Annotated in this window: 14 protein-coding genes and 4 pseudogenes; 4 read left to right on the forward strand and 14 right to left on the reverse strand. The window is 40.6% G+C overall.

Going from position 1 to position 20,144, the window contains the following annotated elements; translation table 11 throughout:
* From SIN01_RS15320 to SIN01_RS03745, 5 genes and pseudogenes are all read right to left on the reverse strand, one after another.
* Window positions 1-506: pseudogene (locus tag SIN01_RS15320) on the reverse strand (transposase); the annotation flags it as partial.
* 48 nt (window positions 507-554) lie between these two features.
* Entirely contained in the window at window positions 555-830 is a 276-nt protein-coding gene (locus SIN01_RS03730) for a radical SAM family protein (protein ID WP_010027045.1), read from the reverse strand.
* Between the two features lie 97 nt (window positions 831-927).
* Window positions 928-2,478, reverse strand: coding sequence for a B12-binding domain-containing radical SAM protein (locus SIN01_RS03735; RefSeq protein ID WP_141306000.1), 1,551 nt, complete (start codon window positions 2,476-2,478; stop codon window positions 928-930).
* Entirely contained in the window at window positions 2,475-5,576 is a 3,102-nt protein-coding gene (locus SIN01_RS03740; protein ID WP_010023492.1) for a non-ribosomal peptide synthetase, read from the reverse strand. Before SIN01_RS03740 ends, SIN01_RS03735 begins: the two co-directional genes overlap by 4 nt.
* A gap of 179 nt (window positions 5,577-5,755) precedes the next feature.
* Window positions 5,756-6,368, reverse strand: a pseudogene (locus tag SIN01_RS03745) (IS3 family transposase); the annotation flags it as partial.
* A 224-nt stretch (window positions 6,369-6,592) separates the two neighbouring features.
* On the opposite strand from SIN01_RS03745, the gene SIN01_RS03750 reads away from it, so the two are divergent.
* Both SIN01_RS03750 and SIN01_RS03755 read left to right on the forward strand, forming a co-directional pair.
* Window positions 6,593-7,162: a transposase gene (locus tag SIN01_RS03750; protein WP_010023490.1), complete on the forward strand. Its 570-nt coding sequence runs from the start codon at window positions 6,593-6,595 to the stop codon at window positions 7,160-7,162.
* Window positions 7,131-7,343: a transposase gene (locus tag SIN01_RS03755; protein ID WP_010023489.1), complete on the forward strand. Its 213-nt coding sequence runs from the start codon at window positions 7,131-7,133 to the stop codon at window positions 7,341-7,343. The genes SIN01_RS03750 and SIN01_RS03755 overlap by 32 nt, the downstream gene beginning before the upstream one ends.
* A gap of 46 nt (window positions 7,344-7,389) precedes the next feature.
* On the opposite strand, the pseudogene SIN01_RS03760 reads toward SIN01_RS03755, so the two are convergent.
* Window positions 7,390-7,767: pseudogene (locus SIN01_RS03760) on the reverse strand (transposase); the annotation flags it as partial.
* 322 nt (window positions 7,768-8,089) lie between these two features.
* Here SIN01_RS03760 and SIN01_RS03765 point away from each other — a divergent pair.
* Both SIN01_RS03765 and tnpA read left to right on the forward strand, forming a co-directional pair.
* A complete protein-coding gene (locus tag SIN01_RS03765) occupies window positions 8,090-9,295 on the forward strand; it encodes an ATP-grasp domain-containing protein (protein WP_010026874.1) in 1,206 nt (401 codons plus the stop codon).
* A gap of 421 nt (window positions 9,296-9,716) precedes the next feature.
* Window positions 9,717-10,004, forward strand: coding sequence for an IS66 family insertion sequence element accessory protein TnpA (gene tnpA / locus SIN01_RS15750; protein WP_445009309.1), 288 nt, complete (start codon window positions 9,717-9,719; stop codon window positions 10,002-10,004).
* Window positions 10,005-10,119: 115 nt separating this feature from the next.
* Here the strand turns inward: tnpA and SIN01_RS15755 are convergent.
* The 8 genes and pseudogenes from SIN01_RS15755 to carA all read right to left on the reverse strand — a co-directional run.
* Window positions 10,120-10,494, reverse strand: a pseudogene (locus tag SIN01_RS15755) (DUF3139 domain-containing protein); the annotation flags it as partial.
* Between the two features lie 532 nt (window positions 10,495-11,026).
* Complete coding sequence (locus tag SIN01_RS03775) at window positions 11,027-12,262, reverse strand: IS256 family transposase (protein WP_010027678.1); 1,236 nt, start codon at window positions 12,260-12,262, stop codon at window positions 11,027-11,029.
* A gap of 468 nt (window positions 12,263-12,730) precedes the next feature.
* Window positions 12,731-13,375, reverse strand: coding sequence for an orotate phosphoribosyltransferase (gene pyrE, locus SIN01_RS03780; protein WP_010024379.1), 645 nt, complete (start codon window positions 13,373-13,375; stop codon window positions 12,731-12,733).
* The gene (gene pyrF, locus SIN01_RS03785; protein WP_010024380.1) at window positions 13,357-14,085 is read right to left on the reverse strand and encodes an orotidine-5'-phosphate decarboxylase; all 729 of its coding nucleotides are present in this window, start codon (window positions 14,083-14,085) and stop codon (window positions 13,357-13,359) included. Before pyrF ends, pyrE begins: the two co-directional genes overlap by 19 nt.
* Window positions 14,082-14,990 carry a dihydroorotate dehydrogenase gene (locus tag SIN01_RS03790; protein ID WP_010024381.1) on the reverse strand — a complete coding sequence of 303 codons (909 nt, stop codon included), beginning with the start codon at window positions 14,988-14,990 and terminating at the stop codon, window positions 14,082-14,084. The genes pyrF and SIN01_RS03790 overlap by 4 nt, the downstream gene beginning before the upstream one ends.
* On the reverse strand, window positions 14,987-15,772 hold the full coding sequence (locus tag SIN01_RS03795; protein WP_010024382.1) for a dihydroorotate dehydrogenase electron transfer subunit: 786 nt from the start codon (window positions 15,770-15,772) through the stop codon (window positions 14,987-14,989). Before SIN01_RS03795 ends, SIN01_RS03790 begins: the two co-directional genes overlap by 4 nt.
* Window positions 15,769-19,008, reverse strand: coding sequence for a carbamoyl-phosphate synthase large subunit (gene carB, locus SIN01_RS03800; RefSeq protein ID WP_010024384.1), 3,240 nt, complete (start codon window positions 19,006-19,008; stop codon window positions 15,769-15,771). Before carB ends, SIN01_RS03795 begins: the two co-directional genes overlap by 4 nt.
* The gene (gene carA / locus SIN01_RS03805; protein ID WP_010024386.1) at window positions 19,001-20,092 is read right to left on the reverse strand and encodes a glutamine-hydrolyzing carbamoyl-phosphate synthase small subunit; all 1,092 of its coding nucleotides are present in this window, start codon (window positions 20,090-20,092) and stop codon (window positions 19,001-19,003) included. The genes carB and carA overlap by 8 nt, the downstream gene beginning before the upstream one ends.
* Between the last annotated feature and the right edge of the window lie 52 nt (window positions 20,093-20,144).

Consider the following 20,144-nt stretch of genomic DNA (forward strand, 5'->3'; position numbering starts at 1 on the left):
CCTGGTTAAGCAGATAGGTCATCCGACGAGAACCATAAAACGGGTATTTGGTGTACAACTCATCAAGACGATGCTTGATCATAATCTCCCTAGGCGAGGGCAAAACGGGCTTGTAGTAGAGGCTTGAACGATTCAGCGAGAGAAGCTCCGACTGTTTCTTGATGGGCAGTTCCGGATCTTCCCAATCGACTAAAATCAAGCGGTCATCGCGTGACATCGTCGTAGCCAGATTTTTTTTTAAGCCACGAGAGTTCCGTGGTTAAACGACCAACTTCGCCATAGAGTCGGTCAATTTTTTCTTCGTATTCCTCCTGCATCCGGCTCTGATCATTCTGCTTACGATCGAAGAGCTGTGGGAGCTGGTCTAGAGCAGTCTTTTTCCATTGCCGAAGCTGATTGACATGAACACCGTACGCAGAGGACAATTCACTTAACGTCTTTTCCTCTTTCAGAATTTCGAGCACGACTTTGACTTTGAATGTTTGAGAATAAGATTTTCGTTTCATAGATATACCTTAACACATCCTTATTTCGTGTCTGAATTCTTGGGTCCATTATAGAAGACTTTTTTTGGGATTTAAGCCATTAGTGAATAAGGGCTCGTTACCACCAACATTAATTGTTTCAACACCCAAGTCCGCAACCTGTTCAACAACTCGGTCTATAATATCAACACTTAAATCCATTCCTTTGTGTCTACTACTCATAGAGTAACAGTGAGCACATCTATATGGGCATTCATTTCCCAATGTCCACCCAATGTTCTTAATATTGATCTCACATTCAGATAACTTTTCCAGTTCATCTTGTTGTAACATTTCACTCATCATAGTATACTCCTCCTCGTATATTAGTAGTTAGTAGTAAGAGCTCGATCTAAGAGAATTTCCAGTTGGATCCGGATACCTGAAAAGACTCCTGGATTCCTCATAAAAATTTACTCATTTTCCCTGTATAAACCATTTCGTTTTTTTCATATATCCTATCTAATTCCAATTCAATTTCACTATAAAAATCCTTATTTTCGCTAAAATGCTTAGTAATTAACAAATCAAGGTTTTTCCCCAATTGATTATTATTAACACTATCTGCAACATCTATCATTTTTTCAAAAAGAAGAATGTCTCTGTCATGTACCTTTAAATACAAAGTGTAAAATTCTTCATATCGCATTTTGTTGATAAGAGCTTTTGGAGCAGACATGGGATCAATTAGTCTATCGTAGAACGAACTGTTAATTCTTTGGTACCTTTTTAATGACCCGTATATTTTATTAACTTTAAAATTCAATATGGGATATGAATAATTTCCATTTTTTTTGACTGTAACATTTTTATACCTTTTTTTTACATAGTTTCCAAATGATGTTCCTTCAGCTGCATATACCTCACTAAAGATTCCTTTAATAATGATTTCTCTATGAGACTTTAAAAATTCTAAATTTTGTTTTAATTCTTCCATCGTTGTTCTATCATCAAAAAGCATATAACCAGCTTGAACATAGATTTTGTATTTTTTAAAGATATTCAAGGCATTAATATTATCAATTAAAGAAGCTTTTTTCCCAATGCGCTTTAAAGTATCTTTTGATCCATTTTCTATTCCACAAGATACAGCAAATAAACCTGCCTCTGCTAAATATTTTATTTTTTCCTCCGACACTTGATCCGCTCTCAAAGATATTCTAAATAATAGTTCGTTTAGTTCTCGATTATTTCTGAATTCCAAAAATCGTTTAGCCCAATGTTCATCTCTGTCTCCCTCTAAAAAACTATCATCAACAAATTTAAACACCCTTGCACCTTTATTATACAAGTATACTAACACTGAAAAAATACTATCCAAGCTCATACATCGCCATTTTTGTGTGCAATAAAATTTTGAAATTGAACAAAATGTACAAAATCCATAACATCCTTTTGATGATATTACATTTGTACTTGCCTTCTTCTTCAATATCATTGATAGGTATTTTCTCTCGTGGATATTAGGTAAATCATCTAATCTTCCAGCCGGATACTGTGGAGCAATAATCAAGTTATTTTCATCAAAAAAAGCTACATTATGAATGTCCTTTTTAACTCTCTTCCCAACATAAAATTCATATACATCAACAATCGCTTTATCTCCTTCCCCAATCATTACTAAGTCACACCCAATTTGTAATAAACTTTCATAATCAAATGTTCCTCCATATCCTCCGACAACTAATGGAATATGTTCTGGTAAAGTTTCTCTTAATACTTTAATCTCTTTTATATTGCTCAGGCATCCAGATACTCCAACAAAAAGAGTTGAACTAAAATCAAAGTTTGATATGAGATTATATGTGTTTAGATTTTCTAACCACAGGTCAACGTAATTACTTTGAACCCCTATGTTTTTTAAAGCAGCCTGCAAATAATATATACCTAAATTTTCTTCTGGGGTTCGATGTGATTCAATATTCAGAACTAAAAACAAGGGGGTTTTATTCATAAAATATCCTCCCCCATATCTAAGCCACCAAGTGAATATATATATCCATTTTGTTCACAAATAAAACAGGTAAATCTTATTTTTTCCGGATTTAATTTAAAAAGGCTACGCTGGGCCATTCTTAATTTATCTTCCATTTTTTCAATTTCGTTCGAATAAAGTACTCCTAAATAATTTATGTTATAGTGAATTTTTTCAAGACACATTAACTGTTCTTTATTAGCAATATTAGATGATGTTTGCAAATAGTCTATATGGTATCCATTATTAATATATTGTTCAATATAATTCTGTTCACTTAATGAATAAAGATTTTTCATTTTTTTTGTATCAAAAGCTGTATATATATTGCAATGAAAATCTGATAATGTTTTTCTATAGTTTATCCCATTGAATTTTCTTCCATCCTTAATAACTTGAAATACATGCTTGAAACACTTTGTTTTTCTTGATACTACTGAAGCGATACAATCAAATAATTCATTAATTTTATTATCTTTATTGATTTTATCAAGCGGAATTATCATTTTTTTTATCCCTTGATTGATATCATATACAAAGCTATCGCTACAAAATTTTTGATATTTTTTAATTTTTCTAAAATATCCAGACCCAATAAAGCTGTTCAGAGTATTTTCGTTATTGCAAGAAATAGCTTCATTAATGAAAGAAGAGTAGGATGGAATATTATTGATTTCGTAACTGTTATTTTCATATTTTCTTATGAAATCCATTTTTATCTGATTTAAAGAAAATGCATCCGCAATTAAGTGACTGATAAATAGCGTAGTACTGCCTTTCTTAAAAGATTTACGATTAATTGATATTCGATATAACAGATTATTTTGCGCATTATTTTGTATATCCTTTTTAATTCTTCTTTCAATTTTAGCTACTTCGTTTCCTGATTGATGCATCTCATCAATGAAAAGATAATTACAAAAAATCATTCTCATATCTACATTTTCTACAAATTGATCTTGTTGAATTTTGCACCTTAATAATTGTTGCTCTTTAATAATGGCGTTCCAAACCAATATAATTTTCCAATAATTTGGTTTTTCAAGATTAATATTAACGCTATTCACGCCCCAAAAATTTTTAGATAGAAAAAATTCTTGTCTACTAAAAAGAGGAAATTTTTTGTGGAATTTACTTATTTGGTGTTGATTAAACATTTCCGCCTTATTGCCATCAACTATTATATTATCAACTTTTTGCATATGATCACTTAGCTGATTGTTCAGTATTTCTAATAGTTGCAATTCATTCAATGTAGAACAATATATTATCTTTTCATCATCTTTTTGGAATAAATTTATTCCAATTTTTTCCCATTGAAAATCAAAGTCATCATTTTTTTCTAAATCTTCATTAATTCCTTTTTTTATAAATTCGAGAAATTCTCCGAAAATTGGTCTTGCATAAAGCTGATCTAATTTAATTTTATAACCAATATCGTCAGCAACTTCAGACAACATGATCACTGAATCAAGAGAATCACCGCCTAGTAAGAAAAAATGACTGTCACTGGTGATCTTTACCTTTAGTATTTTTCCCCAAATTCTTTTTAATTTTATTTCAATTTTATCATCTTCATTTTTCAAACTTTTAGGGTTATTTTCCGAATATTCTACAGCTAGATGTTCAAGCTTTTCATTGTCTATTTTACCGTTTTTATTAATAGGAAAATCCTCAATTTTTATAAAAAGCTTAGGAACTAATGTTGCCTCTAAATGAGCAATGAGTTTTTTTTGTATCTCCTGCGGAGCAACACGTAGGCCAGTTTTAATAATATAAAAAGCTACTAGAATATCTTTCCCTTTAACGTTTATTTGCTTTACAACCACATTTTTTACTTGATTGATGTGGGTAAGAATATTTTTTTCTATTTCCTCTGCTTCCACACGAACTCCATGAATTTTCATCTGACCATCTATTCTGCCACAAAAATAGTAGTTACCACTCCTTTTTTCTCCATAGTCACCAGTTCTGTAATATTCTTTGCCGAATATATTAATCATTTTTCTCTTTGTTAAAATGGGTTCCTTATAATATCCTGAAAAAAGTCCTTCACCTGCTAGAATAATCTCTCCAATAGTATTTTCTTTTTGTATTATATTTTTATTTTCATCCATTATTTCAACAATTACATTTGGTAAGGGTTTTCCTATAGGGATTTCTTTTAATTGTTCTTTAATAATTTTATATGCGGTGACGCCAACTGAGTCCTCAGTTGGTCCATATACATTCCATAAATCAAAGTTCACTTCATTTTGTCTATACATATCAGCTATTGAAAGCGGGAACTTTTCTCCACCCACTAAAAGATGTTTTAGTTTTAAAAATTTATTATTATTAATGATTGTGGTAAATATTCTCGTTAGTATGCTTGGTGAAGTTAAATAATGCGTTACCCCATATCTTTCCAAGTACTCAGGAATTTTTAAAAAACTATCAGACTCATCTAATATTGTTAAACTACCACCACTAAAAACCCATCCCAACAATTGACAATAGGCAGCATCAAATGAATAATTAGCTGAAAACAGATAATTATCTTCTTCTTGAAAATTTATGACATCAATTAAATGAAAAAATCTACTAATAAGTGCATTATCCGTTAAAATGCACCCTTTGGGATCGCCAGTGGTTCCTGAAGTCATCAAAATTACTAAAACATCATCGTCTCTATATTTTAAATTTGGCATCAGATTAGAGTCTGAATATTGTAGTTTATCAATGCTGAAAGCAGAAGGAAATGAATATTCAAAATCAGTTATAACTGCGCATGGTTTAATTTTGCTATATATTTTAATGGCTTTTTCAAACGGAATCTGTTTAGGTAACGGTAAAACAGTCTTGCCCGCAAGCCATAACGAGAAAATTAACTTTGTTACTTGTACATTGTCATTGATTCTAATTGCAATAATTTTATTATCTTTAGAAAAGCTTTTTAATATCTGACTAGCCATGCAATTAATTTCGTTTAAAAATTGATTATAAGTTTGCTCACCATTTTTGGAATAGACCAAGATTTTATTGGGTTTTTTTTCAGCATTTTTCTTTAAGATGTCGAAAATTAATTTTCTATTCATACAATTCCACCACCTATGTTGTAATTGTATCATTATAGGGCTATTATAAAGGTCACAGTGTATTATTATTGAATTATCCTGCATCTTGGACTCTGTCACGATGTAATAGTAGAAAACTAAATTTAATGCCATATTCACTTTAAACCAATTGGTATGTCAACACTTAATCAAACAAAATTTTAAGGGTGTGTCAACTTGTATTCTGTTGGTGTTAGGTAATCGAGTGAACCATGTATTCGGATGTTGTTAAACCAGTTCACATAATCAAATAATTCAAGATCAAGTATTTGTTGGCTAGGAAAAACTTGGTGACTGACAAACTCTGTTTTGATGATCTTGAATGCGGCTTCTGCGACGGCGTTATCATAAGGAGCCCCTTTGTGGCTCAAGGATCGGTCATCAATGAGCTGGTTCTTAAACTTATTTCCTCTATCCGTATGGAATAACTCCAAACGGTTGAGATCACTTTTAACAGTGGCAAAGACACGATGGACTAATGCCGCATCTTTATTGGGTTCTGAACTATACCCACTAATCTCACGATTATATAAATCGACAAGCATGCAGATATAATGCCAGCTTTGTTGAACCCGGTCATAGGTGAAATCGCTGACCACAACCTTCAGTTCTTGCTCCTGATGGAATTGACGATTCAACGTATTTCCGACTGGAGATTCATTACATCCTTTGGGATTGGGGCTTAAATTGAGCGATCGTATACTTCGAGACCAATCCCTGCTCCTTCATGATGCGCCCAATCCGTCGTCGTGACACCTGCTCGCCTTTTTTATCAGAGCTATTTTCGATGTCTGAAGAGCCGCGTCAGTATTGGACCGACGCGAGGGCTAAAAATAACCTTCTCCCAGTTTAATCGCACACTCATGCGGCTTTCACGTGTACAAGAGGGGAAAACGTTCCTTTTCCTCCCATAAAAATCCATAGAAAAAAAGATGCCTGATTCCCAGTATGGTAAAATAATGTTGCGAACAAATTTTACATGAAGGAAGGCATCTTTTATGGCAATTATACCACAGACTAATCTGTTTTCATGGATCGATTTTAACGTGATGGGCGATTTAGAACGCCTGCGGCTGGTGCTTGATTATCTGCCTGATGAAAAACTCGTGTCCCAATGGGAAGACGAGCGAAAAAACGGATGTAATGATTACCCGATCCGCGCCGTTTGGAACTCTTTTCTGGCCGGGATTGTTTTTCAGCACCTATCAATCGAGAGCCTGCGCCGAGAGTTGTCCCGTAATGCTCAGCTCCGTTGGTTGTGCGGTTTTGAGGAAGACCAGGTACCTTCTGCAGCGGTTTACACCCGATTCACGAAAAAGCCGACTCGAGACCAAGAGACAATCACCGATCTTTTTGAGCAGTTGGTCGCGGACTGTTATCATCTGTTTCCTGCGTTTGGCGCGCATCTGGTCATCGATAGTAAGCCGATCGCTTCTTTTGTCCGGAAAAACGGAGCGGACGGCGACGCTAGCTCCGACAGCGACGCCGATCACAGTAAGAAATCCTATCAGGGCATTGGTGCACAGACGGAAAGCTATGGAAAAGCTCGTAAAGTGGTTTGGTTATAAGTTGCACCTGATTATCGATGCGGAAACGGAGTTGCCGATCGACTATTTGGTGACACGCGCCTCGTCCTCGGACATCACGACGGCTCACAAAATGATTGATCAGTTGAAGACGGCGCATCCGGAAAAGCTGGTTAAAGCTCAGGCAGCGATGCTGGACAAAGGGTATGACGATGAAAAATGATCACGCGTCTCTGGGATGATCATCAGTGCTCTTCCTGATCACGGAATTGGGCTTCGTAATAATACGTACTTCGAGCTATTGGTAGGACGTCGCACATTGCTGATACTGAGTATTTGTGACGGTTCTGACGAATCACATCTACTTTCGTCCCGAGACCCGTGCGGCTTGTTTTAAAATGTCATTTTCCATCCTGAGCGTCTGATTTTCTTTCCGATGATGAACGATCTCCTCTTGCCCAGGAGTTCGATTATCTTTTTCTTTAAAGGAACCACTTCTCTCGGACTGGTGTATCCATTTATCAAAGGCCGAAGGCATTAGGTCATATTCCTTAATGATCTCCTGTCGAGGTTTTCCCTGAAGCATGCAGACTGACAATTTGTTCTTTGAACTCTTTTGAGAAGGTTCTCCGTTCTCGTTTCATGATCCTTTTCTCCCTTGGTCTATTTGAACCAAGTGTACATGACCTTAATTTCTCTGTCCAACTAAGTGTAACCTATGCAAATCGTTATAAACAGTGATGTAGAACGAGTATACAAAATTGGTACAGATGGCTATTTTATCAGATTTTAAAGATTCCATGTTATACATTTTGAGAATGTAAGTTATTATGACTAAGTTGGAAAACTTTGACTAAATCTATCTATCCAAAAAAGCAACATGAAGGATTACTGGTAAAAGCACATACAAACTCAAAGGTCGGTTTCTTTGTTTAGAGTTCTAAATTTGTAAAGAATGGAGTGGGAATTATGAAACATGTTTTAGTTTTAGGAGGATATTCAACCGCGCACAAACTGATAAAAAATTCCAACGAATTTGAAATTAGCATCATGAACTACACTAATAAGATTAAGAAATATTATAATAAATTATACACTAGAGTTTTTACCTTTAATACAGATGACAAAAAAAGTTCTTGGGTCGATTTTGCTAAAAAATTGAACTCAATAAAAAAAATCGACTTTGTTATTACCCTAGATGATAACCTTCAAAATATTGCTGTAGAAATTTGTTATGAATTAGGAATTCATTATCCTTACAATAAGTTAACTCTCTCTCTATTAAATGACAAATTAAAGATGAGGGAATTCTTGGCTAGCAAGCAATTTGAATACGTTCAATCGAAAAAAATCAAATCTTTTGAAGACATCGTAAACTTTAAAAAGAATATAAATCAGAATTTCATAATTAAACCTGTAAATGGCGAAGGGAGTAAGTCTATTATAAAGGTAACTTCTAAGACCGATTGTAAGGTAATATACGAAGAAATGGTTACTAAATATCCTAACCAACAGTATTTTTTAGAAGAATACCTGGAGGGCCTTGAGTACAGTGTTGAATCATATTCTGAAAACGGAGCTCATAAAATATTTGGAATAACAGAAAAATCAAAAGACGAAAATTTTATAGAATCTAGACATATCGTCCCAGCCCCACTGAGTCTAGAACTTACCAATACAATAATTAAATATGTAAAAAGCTTTCTTGATACTATTTCATTTTCTGAGGGACCCGCTCACACAGAGGTTATTGTAACAGATAAGGGGCCAAGAATAGTAGAGAGCCAACCTAGAGTGGGAGGCGATATGATTACTGATTTATACAAAACAATATCTAATAACAACATTTTAGAAAAAATTTTGTTTGGATTATTAGGAAAAAAAGTATTAAATGATATTCCAGTTATACTATATCCTTATTCCAGGTATGCTGCTGTTGGCTTCATTTCGCCACAACAGGGGCTCGTAAAAAAAATATCTATAGATGAAAATGGCTTCAAAAAAAACAAAGTATACGATTATAAAATATTTGTCACAGAAGGGCAATATTCTTCCGGACAAAAAGATAGTTTTGGTAGATTGGCACAAGTTCTTGTGACAGGAGATTCCTATGATGAAGTTAAAAAGAATGTAGACAGTGCTATTAAAAATATTGTCATAACTCTTGAAAAATAATAGAAGCTCGAGGAGCATGAATATATCCGCCATGGCACTCAGGCTCTGATTGCCGGATTTTTCTATCGGCGACGGTCAAGTCACGGCTCAGTGCGGCCAGACGCACAAAGCCGAGGATCTTCTGGCTTTTCATGGAAACCTTGGCTGAACGCTATAAAACCTATCAAAAAATCAAGATTGTCTGGGATAATCTTAACATCCACCACGACGATCCCACAAAACGCTGAACAACCTTTAATGCCGCTCATGACAATAAGTTTGAATTTCACTATACACCGATTCATGCTTCCTGGGTGAACCGTAAGCGTCAAATAATGGACACCTTCTCTTGATCAGTCAAGCATGCGATAATGCCTCTATCAAATGATCTGGAGGATGATCCATGACGCGTATCGAGTTACAAAATCTTTGGCAAGAGCGCATGAAAGATTTTGAGAAAAGTGAACAGAACGGCAAAGAATGGTGTTCGACACAAGGAATTTCACTCAGTCAATTTCGATATTGGCGACGTAAGCTAAGATTGATGCCAGCGACACCTTCAACGCATTCATGGATGACCATGGATTTTGATCGTGCACAGAAACAAGAGAGTCTTTTTGTCCATCTTGGAATTTCAAGGATCGAGGTCCACGCCGGGTTCGATCCGGATCTTTTGTCCATTTTCTGTAATCCTTCGCTTCTGCAATCGAATCTTTCTTTAATCGCATGAATTCTTTTTCATTGTAGACTTCACGAATTTTTGCATCTTTATAATTCCTAAAGTCGCTATCCTTAAAAACAGAAAAAAGCAGAAAGTCATGTGTATCAAGGTTATAACTATAGGTATATTTGCTGTCCTTTTTAAAGTGGATCTCATAATAATAACCGCCCATTTTCAGATCCGGAAATGCCCTGTATCTGGCAATGTCTGCGGTGGAAAATCCTTGCTTTGCCAGGTAATTTATGAAGAATGGATAGGTTTGAGTAGCTGTCCAGGGATAAACATATAGCCAGTTAACATAGGGAATCGCGGATAGAATTAGGCAAATCAGCCATTTCCAGCATTGCCTCCAGGAGCGATAACAGTAAATCGTCAGTCCGTTAATGAACAAGAAGAGAAGTGTGAAAATAATGGTTGCTGCAAGCATACTGTTAGAAAAATCAATAAACGAATGCAGACCAACATAATTGTTCAGCGAGAAATAATAAAGGGTGAGCATGAGAAATAGAATGAGGAGGCGTTTTAAATGGTTCACTATCAGTACCTTCCGTTCTTTTTCGTTTATTGTAATCTATTTTTCACGAGGAAAACCCGCATACTTTATCGATAAGTCCGCATATTTTGATGCGCGGTCACGCATCAATCCGCACGTCATTCAAAACCACCCGAGTGAATGGGTGGTTCGCTTACTCCAAATGCGGTTTTGAATCATCAACCTTGTGCTTAAATGGACACTTCGGCTGCACGTTTGATGCACTGTCTTTTGCCTGATCAGAAATCACATTCGTTCGTTACCTGGAACAGAATCGAGGCGAAAAATGGTGTTCGTCGGGAATGTAATTTATTTTGTGTAAATGAATGATTTCCTGAATACAGTTAAAACTGTTATTGCTCTTACCTGACAGGGGGATAGAGCGCTGCTGGAGAGCAACTCGAGCACCTGTCAGGGTTCAGCTGAAAAAGGGGAGAGAATCACTCTCTTCTTTTATTTTGCCCTTTTTTAGGAGAACTTAAAGCGTTAAACTCAAACGTCATAAATCCTTGTCTGGATAGCCACTCGTAAAGCGATCCCCAAACATGATCTCAAGTTGCGCTTTGCATTCGATCCATCCGGGAATGGGGTTGTTCCACTTCTTCGTAATATCCATGGTTGCCAGATAGATAATTTTTCTTAGGGAGTCATCGGTCGGATAAGCATTTTTTGATTTGGTTACTTTTCTAAGTTGACGATGGAACCCTTCGACTGTATTCGTCGTGTAGATCATCTTACGTATTGCAGGTGGATACTCGAAATAAGCGGTCAGTTCCATCCAGTTGGTTTCCCAGGAATCAATGACTCTAGGATATTTATCAGCCCAATTATTCTTAACATCTTCAAACGCAAGTTTGGCTTGATCAAGCGTAAAAGCCTTGTAAACTTTTTTCATATCCTCAAGAAAAACCCTACGGTTTTTCGTGGGAATATATTTGACACTGTTGCGTAATTGATGGATCACACAGAGCTGAATACGTGTCTGTGGAAAGACGGTATTAATGGCTTCGGAGAAGCCGGAAAGCCCGTCTTTACAAGCAATTAGGATGTCTTCGATACCGCGACTCTTCAGGTCATTGCATACACTGAGCCAGAAGCTGGCGCTCTCATTCTCGCCGACCCAAATGCCGAGTATGTCTTTCATCCCTTCGGTATTGATGCCAAGGACTGTATACGCAGCCTTATTAATAATGCGATGATCCTGCTTCACTTTGAAATGGATGGCGTCTAAATAAACGATCGTGTAGACCCTCTCCAAGGGGCGAGAATGCCAATCATAGATGGCTGGAATGATCTTATCTGTAACCTTGCTCACCATGGCAGGTGAAACGCTGATTCCGTAAATATCACGCATATGATCCTCGATATCTCGGGTCGACATTCCCTTAGCATAAAGAGCAATAATTTGATGATCAAGCCCGTTTAAAGCTGTCTCGTGCTTCTTGATAATCTGTGGCTCAAACTTCCCATTTCGGTCCCTTGGAACATCTAGAGTCGTGGTTCCAAACTTGGATTTGATGGTCTTCTTACTGTAACCATTCCGGCTGTTTCCCGAGTGAATACCATCTACAGCATGCTTTGAATAGCCAAGATGGTGCTCCATCTCAGCCTCAAAAATAATCTGGAGAGTGTCCTTAAAAAGGTCTCGAATCATCGTTTGAATATCATCGACACTTTCACATTGGCTGGCAAGTTCACGAATCGTCATGTCACCGTAGTAACGGTAGTTTTGCATAAATGGTCAGCTCCTTTTAGAGGTAAGTATTACCATTTACACAAAGTCAAATACGTTCTCTGTTCGTCCGTCTTATGAGTCTTTAATTAAATCTGGCGAGAGTAAATAAGCGGAGATTTTCCGGTTATTTGTATCCTGGCACTTGTTTCACAGGTACATAAGGGTAATTTTTCCGCTTATGCACAGAAAAACCCTCCATTTTCACGTTTTTCGATTCGATAAGCGGGATTTCTCCGTCTATTTAAGCAATTTTTTCATTCATTTTCTAATTAAGCGGAATTTTTCCGTCTATTTCTCAGATTGGGCGCTTACCTGATCGCCCAACCGTACAGTACGAACCGGGAATCAGCACCTTATATGACTGATCATCATACCAGCAAGGCACAACCTAAACTTTCTTTTCTTGTAAAAAAAGAGCCTCTAATGAAGAGAGGCTCCTAACGAGAATATAAATCTTATATGTTTCCTTTATTTCTTTTGCGCGCGCCAATCTTCTGATGTTGGATCCGCATACCACAGTTTAAGCTGTTCAAGCTGTGCACCGCTGATCTTGCCCTGTTCCTCAGCCAGATGAATCAACGTATCAAAATCGGTAAGTGTATTTAATGCTACGTCCTCATTTTCAAAATTAATGGTTGCTTGCGGTAATTGATATGTAAAAATAGCGGCAACGCCAAGTACTTCTGCTTCCGCTGCTTCAACCGCTTGAACTGCGGTTAATACACTTCCGCCGGTTGAAATCAGATCATCAATGACAACGACTTTCTGCCCCGGATTAATGATTCCTTCAATTTGCTTTTTTCGTCCATGTGATTTTGCTGAAGAACGAATATAAGCCATCGGCAGATTCATTTTTTCAGCAATCAGTGCCGCATGCGGGATTCCTGCCGTTGCTGTTCCGGCAATCACTTCTGCATCCGGATAATTCTCTTTAATGAGTGCCACAAATGCATCGATCACATCGCCGCGAACGTCTGGGTAAGCCAGTGTCAGTCGATTGTCGCAGTATACCGGTGATTTGATGCCGGATGCCCAAGTAAATGGATCTTCCGGGCTCAGCACCACTGCATTTATTTTTAGAAGCTGTTCTGCGATTAATTTGTTGTAGTCCATGTTTGTTTCCCCCAATCATTAAGTACCCGTTCGTAAGCTTGTGCCGGATCAGGAGCAGCTGTTATGCTCCGGCCGACTACAATAAAATCACTTCCCAGTGCGCGCGCTTGTGCTGGCGAAGCGACGCGCTTTTGATCGCCTGCATCATCATCGGTCAATCGAATGCCCGGTGTCACCGCGAGAAACTCGGGAGAAGTTTGATTCTTTATCTTTTGTGCTTCCCAAGCCGAGCAGACAACACCGTCCATTCCGGAAGAATAGGCAAGTGATGCATACTGAGTGATGACCTCATCCATCGGTCGTTTAATTAACAGTTCGTTTTCAAGCATTGTCTGATCGGTGCTCGTCAACTGTGTGACGGCAAGGCAGATCGGACGGCCTGATCGTGCGCCTTCGCCGAGTCCTTCAGCAGCTGCGCGCATCATTTCGGCGCCTCCTGCGGCATGGACATTAATCATGTCCGCTCCAAGACGGGCCAGCCCCTTCATCGCCCGATAAACCGTATGAGGGATGTCATGCAGTTTCAAATCTAGAAAAACCGAATAGCCTTCTGATTTGAGTATACGAACGATGTCCGCACCATTTTGAAGATAAAGTTCCATGCCCACCTTAACATAGCAGCCGGGACGATGGATCTTCTTGAGCATCTGTAACATCTCATCATTCGATGCCACATCCAAAGCAACGATCAGCTTTTTTTCCTCATTCATTTCTTCCAACTCCTTCCAATGATTTCATTTATATCGGTAACACCCATTGTATTCAGTTTTTCAGGCAGCTCTTTAATAATTTTCGGGCAGACAAAAGGATCGACAAAATTCGCTGTCCCTACTGCGACTGCGCTTGCTCCTGCCAGGAAGAATTCAATGACATCATCGGCATTCTGAATGCCACCCATACCGATGATTGGAATCGTCACTTTTTGGCTGACCTCGTAGATCATACGAATCGCGACCGGTTTAATTGCCGGTCCGCTCAATCCTCCGGTTAAGTTAGCGAGCACCGGCTTTTGAGTGTGCAAATCGATGCGCATGCCAAGTAGCGTATTGATCATGGATAATCCATCGGCTCCCGCTGCTTCCACGGCTTTCGCCATCGCGACAATATCTGTAACATTTGGAGAGAGCTTCACATATACCGGTTTCTCCGATACTGCTTTTACTTTATAGGTCAGTTCTGCGGCAACCTCAGGCACCGTTCCAAATTGAATGCCGCCGTGTTTGACGTTTGGACAGGAGATGTTCAGTTCCAACGCATTAACCGCCGGATGCCGCGATATCTTTTTCGCCGTCGCTACATAATCGTCAACTTCGCTGCCAGCAATGTTGGCAAGCACCGGCACCTTTTGTTTTTCCAGTCGAGGAAGCTCATTTTTAATGATCTGATCTGCCCCTGGATTCTGCAAACCGATTGCGTTCAACATCCCACTAGGCGTTTCAGCAACGCGTGGTGTTGAATTGCCGAAACGTGGTTGCAAAGTTGCCGCTTTAATCGTCACCGCGCCCAATTCATTCAAATCATAGAGCGCGCCGTATTCAGCACCAAAGGCAAAGCAGCCGGATGCGGGCATGACCGGATTCTTCAAATCGAGTCCAGGCAAGTGAACTTCTATCATAATTCGACCTCCCTTGCTTTGAAGACCGGGCCATCACAGCAAACGCGCCGGTATCCTTTAGCGTCGTTCGGATCCGTTGTCTGCGTGACGCAGGCCATACATGCACCAATGCCGCAGGCCATGCGCTGTTCGAGTGAAACAAACAGCGGTTTGTCGATAATTGTTTGTTCTAGAGCACGCAGCATTGGTGTCGGTCCGCATGCATAAGCAATGTCAAATGGAACCGTCTCAAGTAGGTCGGTGACGCGGCCGCATCTCCCGTAGGTTCCGTCTTCAGTCATCACAAACGTTTTGCCCAATTCTTCAAAATCCGTTTGATAAAAAACATCTTTTGCCGAACGAAAGCCGAGCACATGGGTAACCTGGATGCCACGTTTTGCCAATGCTTGAGATAACCCGTAAAGCGGTGGAACACCGACACCCCCGCCGACGATCAGTGCGCGAGCCGGCGTCGGTGCTTCCGAGACAGGAAATCCATGTCCAAGCGGTCCGAGCACATCCACGGTATCGCCAATTTGCGCATGTGTCAAAAGCTCGGTTCCGGTCCCTAAACCGCCGCTTCGGTAAATCAGTGTCAGCGTGCCGCTTTTTAAATCTGCCGAACAAATGCTGATCGGCCGCCGCAAAAGCGGTGCTACAGCATCGGTTTTTCCACTGATCCGAACGTGAACAAACTGACCCGGCTCAGTGATCTGCTGAACCATTTGCCCTTGTAGCTTTAATTCAAAAATATGATCCGCTATTTCTTCATGCGTCATAACGCGCATGTCTTCCTGTATCATTCGCCGACACCCGCTTTTTGTTCGATTCTCTTCGATGCCGTATGGTCTTCCATCTGCGGCATACACTCGGTTTGAAACGCGAGCGATTCAAGAACCGTCAGCAGAGCCTCAGTTGTATCCAGCGATGTGAGACAAACCACACCGTTTTCAACAGACTCGCGCCGGATTCGGAATCCGTCCCGCGCCGGACGCGAGCCGCGCGTCAAGGTGTTCACGACAAATTGCGCACCGCCATGGCGGATGACGTCCAGCAGATTCGGCGCTTCCCCGCCAATTTTATTGACAGCGGTCACCGGTAGATGCCGTTCAGAAATCAGAGCAGCGGTGCCTTCCGTTGCCAAGATGTTGTAACCAATATCATAGAAGCGTTTAACCAATGCCAACGCTTCTTCTTTATCTTTGTCGGCAATCGTAAACAACACCGATCCATGCGACGGAATCGTCATTCCGCTGGCCAGCAATCCTTTGTACAATGCTTTTTCGAGAGTTACGTCCTGACCCATTACTTCACCGGTTGACTTCATTTCAGGACCGAGCGTCACATCAACCCTGCGCAATTTTGCAAAAGAGAATACCGGTACTTTTACAAACACGCCCCGCTGCGGTTGCGGATGAATCCCCGTCTTATAGCCAAGCGATTTCAGCGTTTCGCCGAGAATCAGTTTGGTCGCCACCTTGGCCATTGGTACTCCGGTAATTTTGCTTAAGAATGGAACGGTACGGCTGGCACGCGGATTCACTTCAATGACGTACACATGCGCTTTGTGAATGACAAACTGTATGTTTAGCATACCGACAACCTTTAAGCCGCGTGCGATTTTAATCGCTGTATCGATGACTTCTTGCTTCACAGCCTCACTCAATGTTTGCGTCGGATAAACGGCAATCGAGTCTCCGGAGTGTACACCGGCACGTTCGATATGTTCCATGATGCCGGGGATATAGACGTTCTCACCATCCGACAATGCATCAAGCTCTATTTCTGTGCCAACAAGGTAGCGGTCAACCAGTACCGGATGATCCGGATTTATCAAAACGGCATGATCCATATAATGCTTAAGCGAGGTTTCGTTATAAACGATTTCCATCGCGCGGCCACCCAGCACATAAGAAGGACGCACCAGTACCGGGTAGTCGAGCTTATTAGCGATTTTTACCGCTTCTTCTGTGGAAAATGCCGTATTTCCGGCAGGATGATCGACATTCAGCTTAAGCAGTAATTGTTCAAACCGATCACGGTCTTCAGCCTGATCCATCGCATCTAAGGTCGTTCCAAGAATCTTTACACCATTGGCTGCTAAACCTGATGCAAGATTGATGGCCGTCTGGCCGCCGAATTGGACAACGACGCCCTTCGGTTTTTCCAAATCGATCACGTTCATGACATCTTCAAGGGTCAGTGGTTCAACGTACAGTTTATCGGAAACACTGAAGTCGGTCGAAACGGTTTCCGGATTGTTGTTGATCATAATTGCTTCGTAGCCTTGTTCTTTAATTGCCCAGACCGCATGCACCGTCGCGTAATCAAACTCGACTCCTTGCCCAATCCGAATCGGTCCCGAGCCGAGCACAATCACACTTTCCCTTTTCGAAACAAGCGATTCATTTTCATCTTCGTAGCTGCTGTAATAATAAGGGGTTTCCGACTCAAATTCGCCGGCACAAGTATCCACCATCTTGTATACAGGAATAATGCGGTGTTCTTTACGCCACTTTGTAATCGCTGTTTCCGTTACTTTCCAGCACTGAGCGATTTTCCAATCGGAAAAACCGTGTTCTTTTGCCAGACGCAGCACTCGTTCATCATAAGGAGCTTCTTTAAGCTGCCCTTCAAGCGCGACGATGTTGGCGATTTTGCTGAGGAAGAAGCGATCAATATGCGTGCACGCCCAAATTTCTTCAATATCGGCACCGCGCCTCAATGCTTCTGCAATGAGAAACAGTCTGCGATCATCTTTTTTCTTGATGATATTGAACAAGTCTTCCATGCTCATTTCGTCGGTTTCTTTCAGTTCCAGATGTAGCGTACCGTTTTCAAGTGAACGGACCGCCTTTAAAATCGATTCTTCAAAGTTGCGCCCCATGGCAAGCACTTCACCGGTCGCTTTCATCTGTGTACCGAGGGTTCGTTTTGCATCATCAAATTTATCAAATGGCCAGCGCGGAATTTTGGTCACAACATAATCCAAGGTTGGTTCGAAGCTCGCATAGGTCGTTCCGGTCACCGCATTCTTGATTTCGTCGAGATGATAGCCGGCGGCAATTTTTGCTGCGACTTTGGCGATCGGGTACCCTGTCGCTTTAGAAGCGAGTGCCGAAGAACGGCTGACGCGTGGATTGACTTCAATAATGTAATAGCGGTCGCTGCTGGGATCTTGAGCAAGCTGTACATTGCACCCGCCTTCGATTTTCAAAGCACGCACAATCTTTAGCGATACACTTCTTAAGTGCTGCAAATCGCGATCGCTCAATGTCTGGCAAGGCGCAGTAACGATCGAATCCCCCGTATGAATCCCTACAGGATCAATATTTTCCATGTGGCAGACGGCTATTGCGCCGTCATTTGCATCCCGCATCACTTCAAATTCGATTTCTTTGTAACCGGCAATGCTCTTCTCAATTAAGACTTGATGAACCGGGCTCAGCTTTAATCCATTTTCTGCAATCGTATTGAGTTCTTCATCGGTCGTCGCAATTCCGCCGCCTGTACCGCCTAGTGTAAATGCCGGGCGGATGATCACCGGAAGCTTCACCTTCTCAACGAAAGTCCGTGCTTCTTCAAGGCTCGTAACAATCTCACTTGGCGGAACCGGTTCACCAAGCGCAATCATCAGATTGCGGAATTTCTCGCGATCCTCCGCCTGTTCGATGCTTTCGAGATTGGTACCAAGCAGTTGGACATGCAGTTCATCTAGGATACCGGTTTGATGCAGCTGAACGGCAAGATTTAATCCGGTTTGGCCGCCTAATGTGGCTAGCAGTCCATCCGGGTGTTCTTTCCGAATAATTTTACTTACAAATTCAACCGTCAGCGGTTCAATGTAGACACGGTCAGCAATGTCAGTATCCGTCATAATCGTCGCTGGATTCGAATTGACGAGAACAACTTCAAAGCCTTCTTCTCTTAATGATTGACACGCTTGTGTTCCTGAATAATCAAATTCTGCAGCTTGTCCGATGATAATCGGCCCGGACCCAATGACCAGTACTTTTTTTATATCTGTACGCTTAGGCAAGCGAAGCACCCTCTTTCTTGTTCGATTCGATCATGCTGAGAAATTCATCAAATAGGTCTTGGCTGTCGTCCGGCCCTGGTGATGCTTCTGGATGGTACTGGACGCTGAATGCCGGATATTTTGTGTGGCGAAGTCCTTCAATCGTACCGTCATTGATGGCGCGATGGGTAATTTCCAAATCAGTGCCGACAAGAGATTCAGGTTCTACGGTGAATCCGTGATTTTGTGAGGTGATCACAAATTTTCCAGATCGAAGATTCTTAACCGGATGATTGACACCGCGATGTCCAAAACGCATTTTCACTGTGTTTGCACCCGAGGCTAGTGCAAACAGCTGATGACCGAGACAGATTCCAAAAAGCGGGACTTTCCCGAGTAGTTCATGAACAGTATCAATCGCTTCGGGAACTTCCTTAGGATCTCCAGGTCCGTTGCTTAAAAGCACACCGTCAGGATTTAACTTAAGAATATCGTGAGCTGAGGTTTGATAAGGAACAATGATCACATCAAGATTACGCTTGATACACTCGCGAAGGATCCCTTGTTTTGCGCCAAAATCAACGAGAACGACCCGTGCACCTGACCCAGGTGCCACGTATGCTGATTTTGTTGATACACGACTGATTTGATCGGTCGGGAGCGGCCATTTTTTCAATTGTTCTGCTACAGCTGACGGATCTGCATCCGCAGAAACAATTTTTCCGCGTAATGTACCATGCTCGCGAATGATCTTGGTTAATTTTCTTGTATCAATTCCCTCAATGCCTGGAACATCATACTCATCCAGCCACTCGCTCAATGATTTTTCCTTTTGCCAATGAGAAGGCGTCTTTGATACTTCCTTTACAATAAGCCCTGAGATGCTTGGTCGTGCTGATTCGTTATCTGAGCGATTAATCCCGTAGTTGCCGATGAGCGGATAGGTCATGGTCACAATCTGACCACAGTAAGACGGATCAGTAATTAATTCCTGATAACCGGTCATTCCTGTATTAAAGACGACTTCGCCTTTCATTTCAGAGCTGCTTCCAAATCCTTCACCGATAAATGATGCACCATTTTCCAAAACCAACTGTCTTTTCAATGAATTGTACTCCTTTCGAATAACGAACTCAGAGGTCTTTGTTTCAATGACC

It is taken from the genome of Sporolactobacillus inulinus (genome assembly GCF_006539285.1).
In the GTDB taxonomy this organism is placed as follows: domain Bacteria; phylum Bacillota; class Bacilli; order Bacillales; family Sporolactobacillaceae; genus Sporolactobacillus; species Sporolactobacillus inulinus.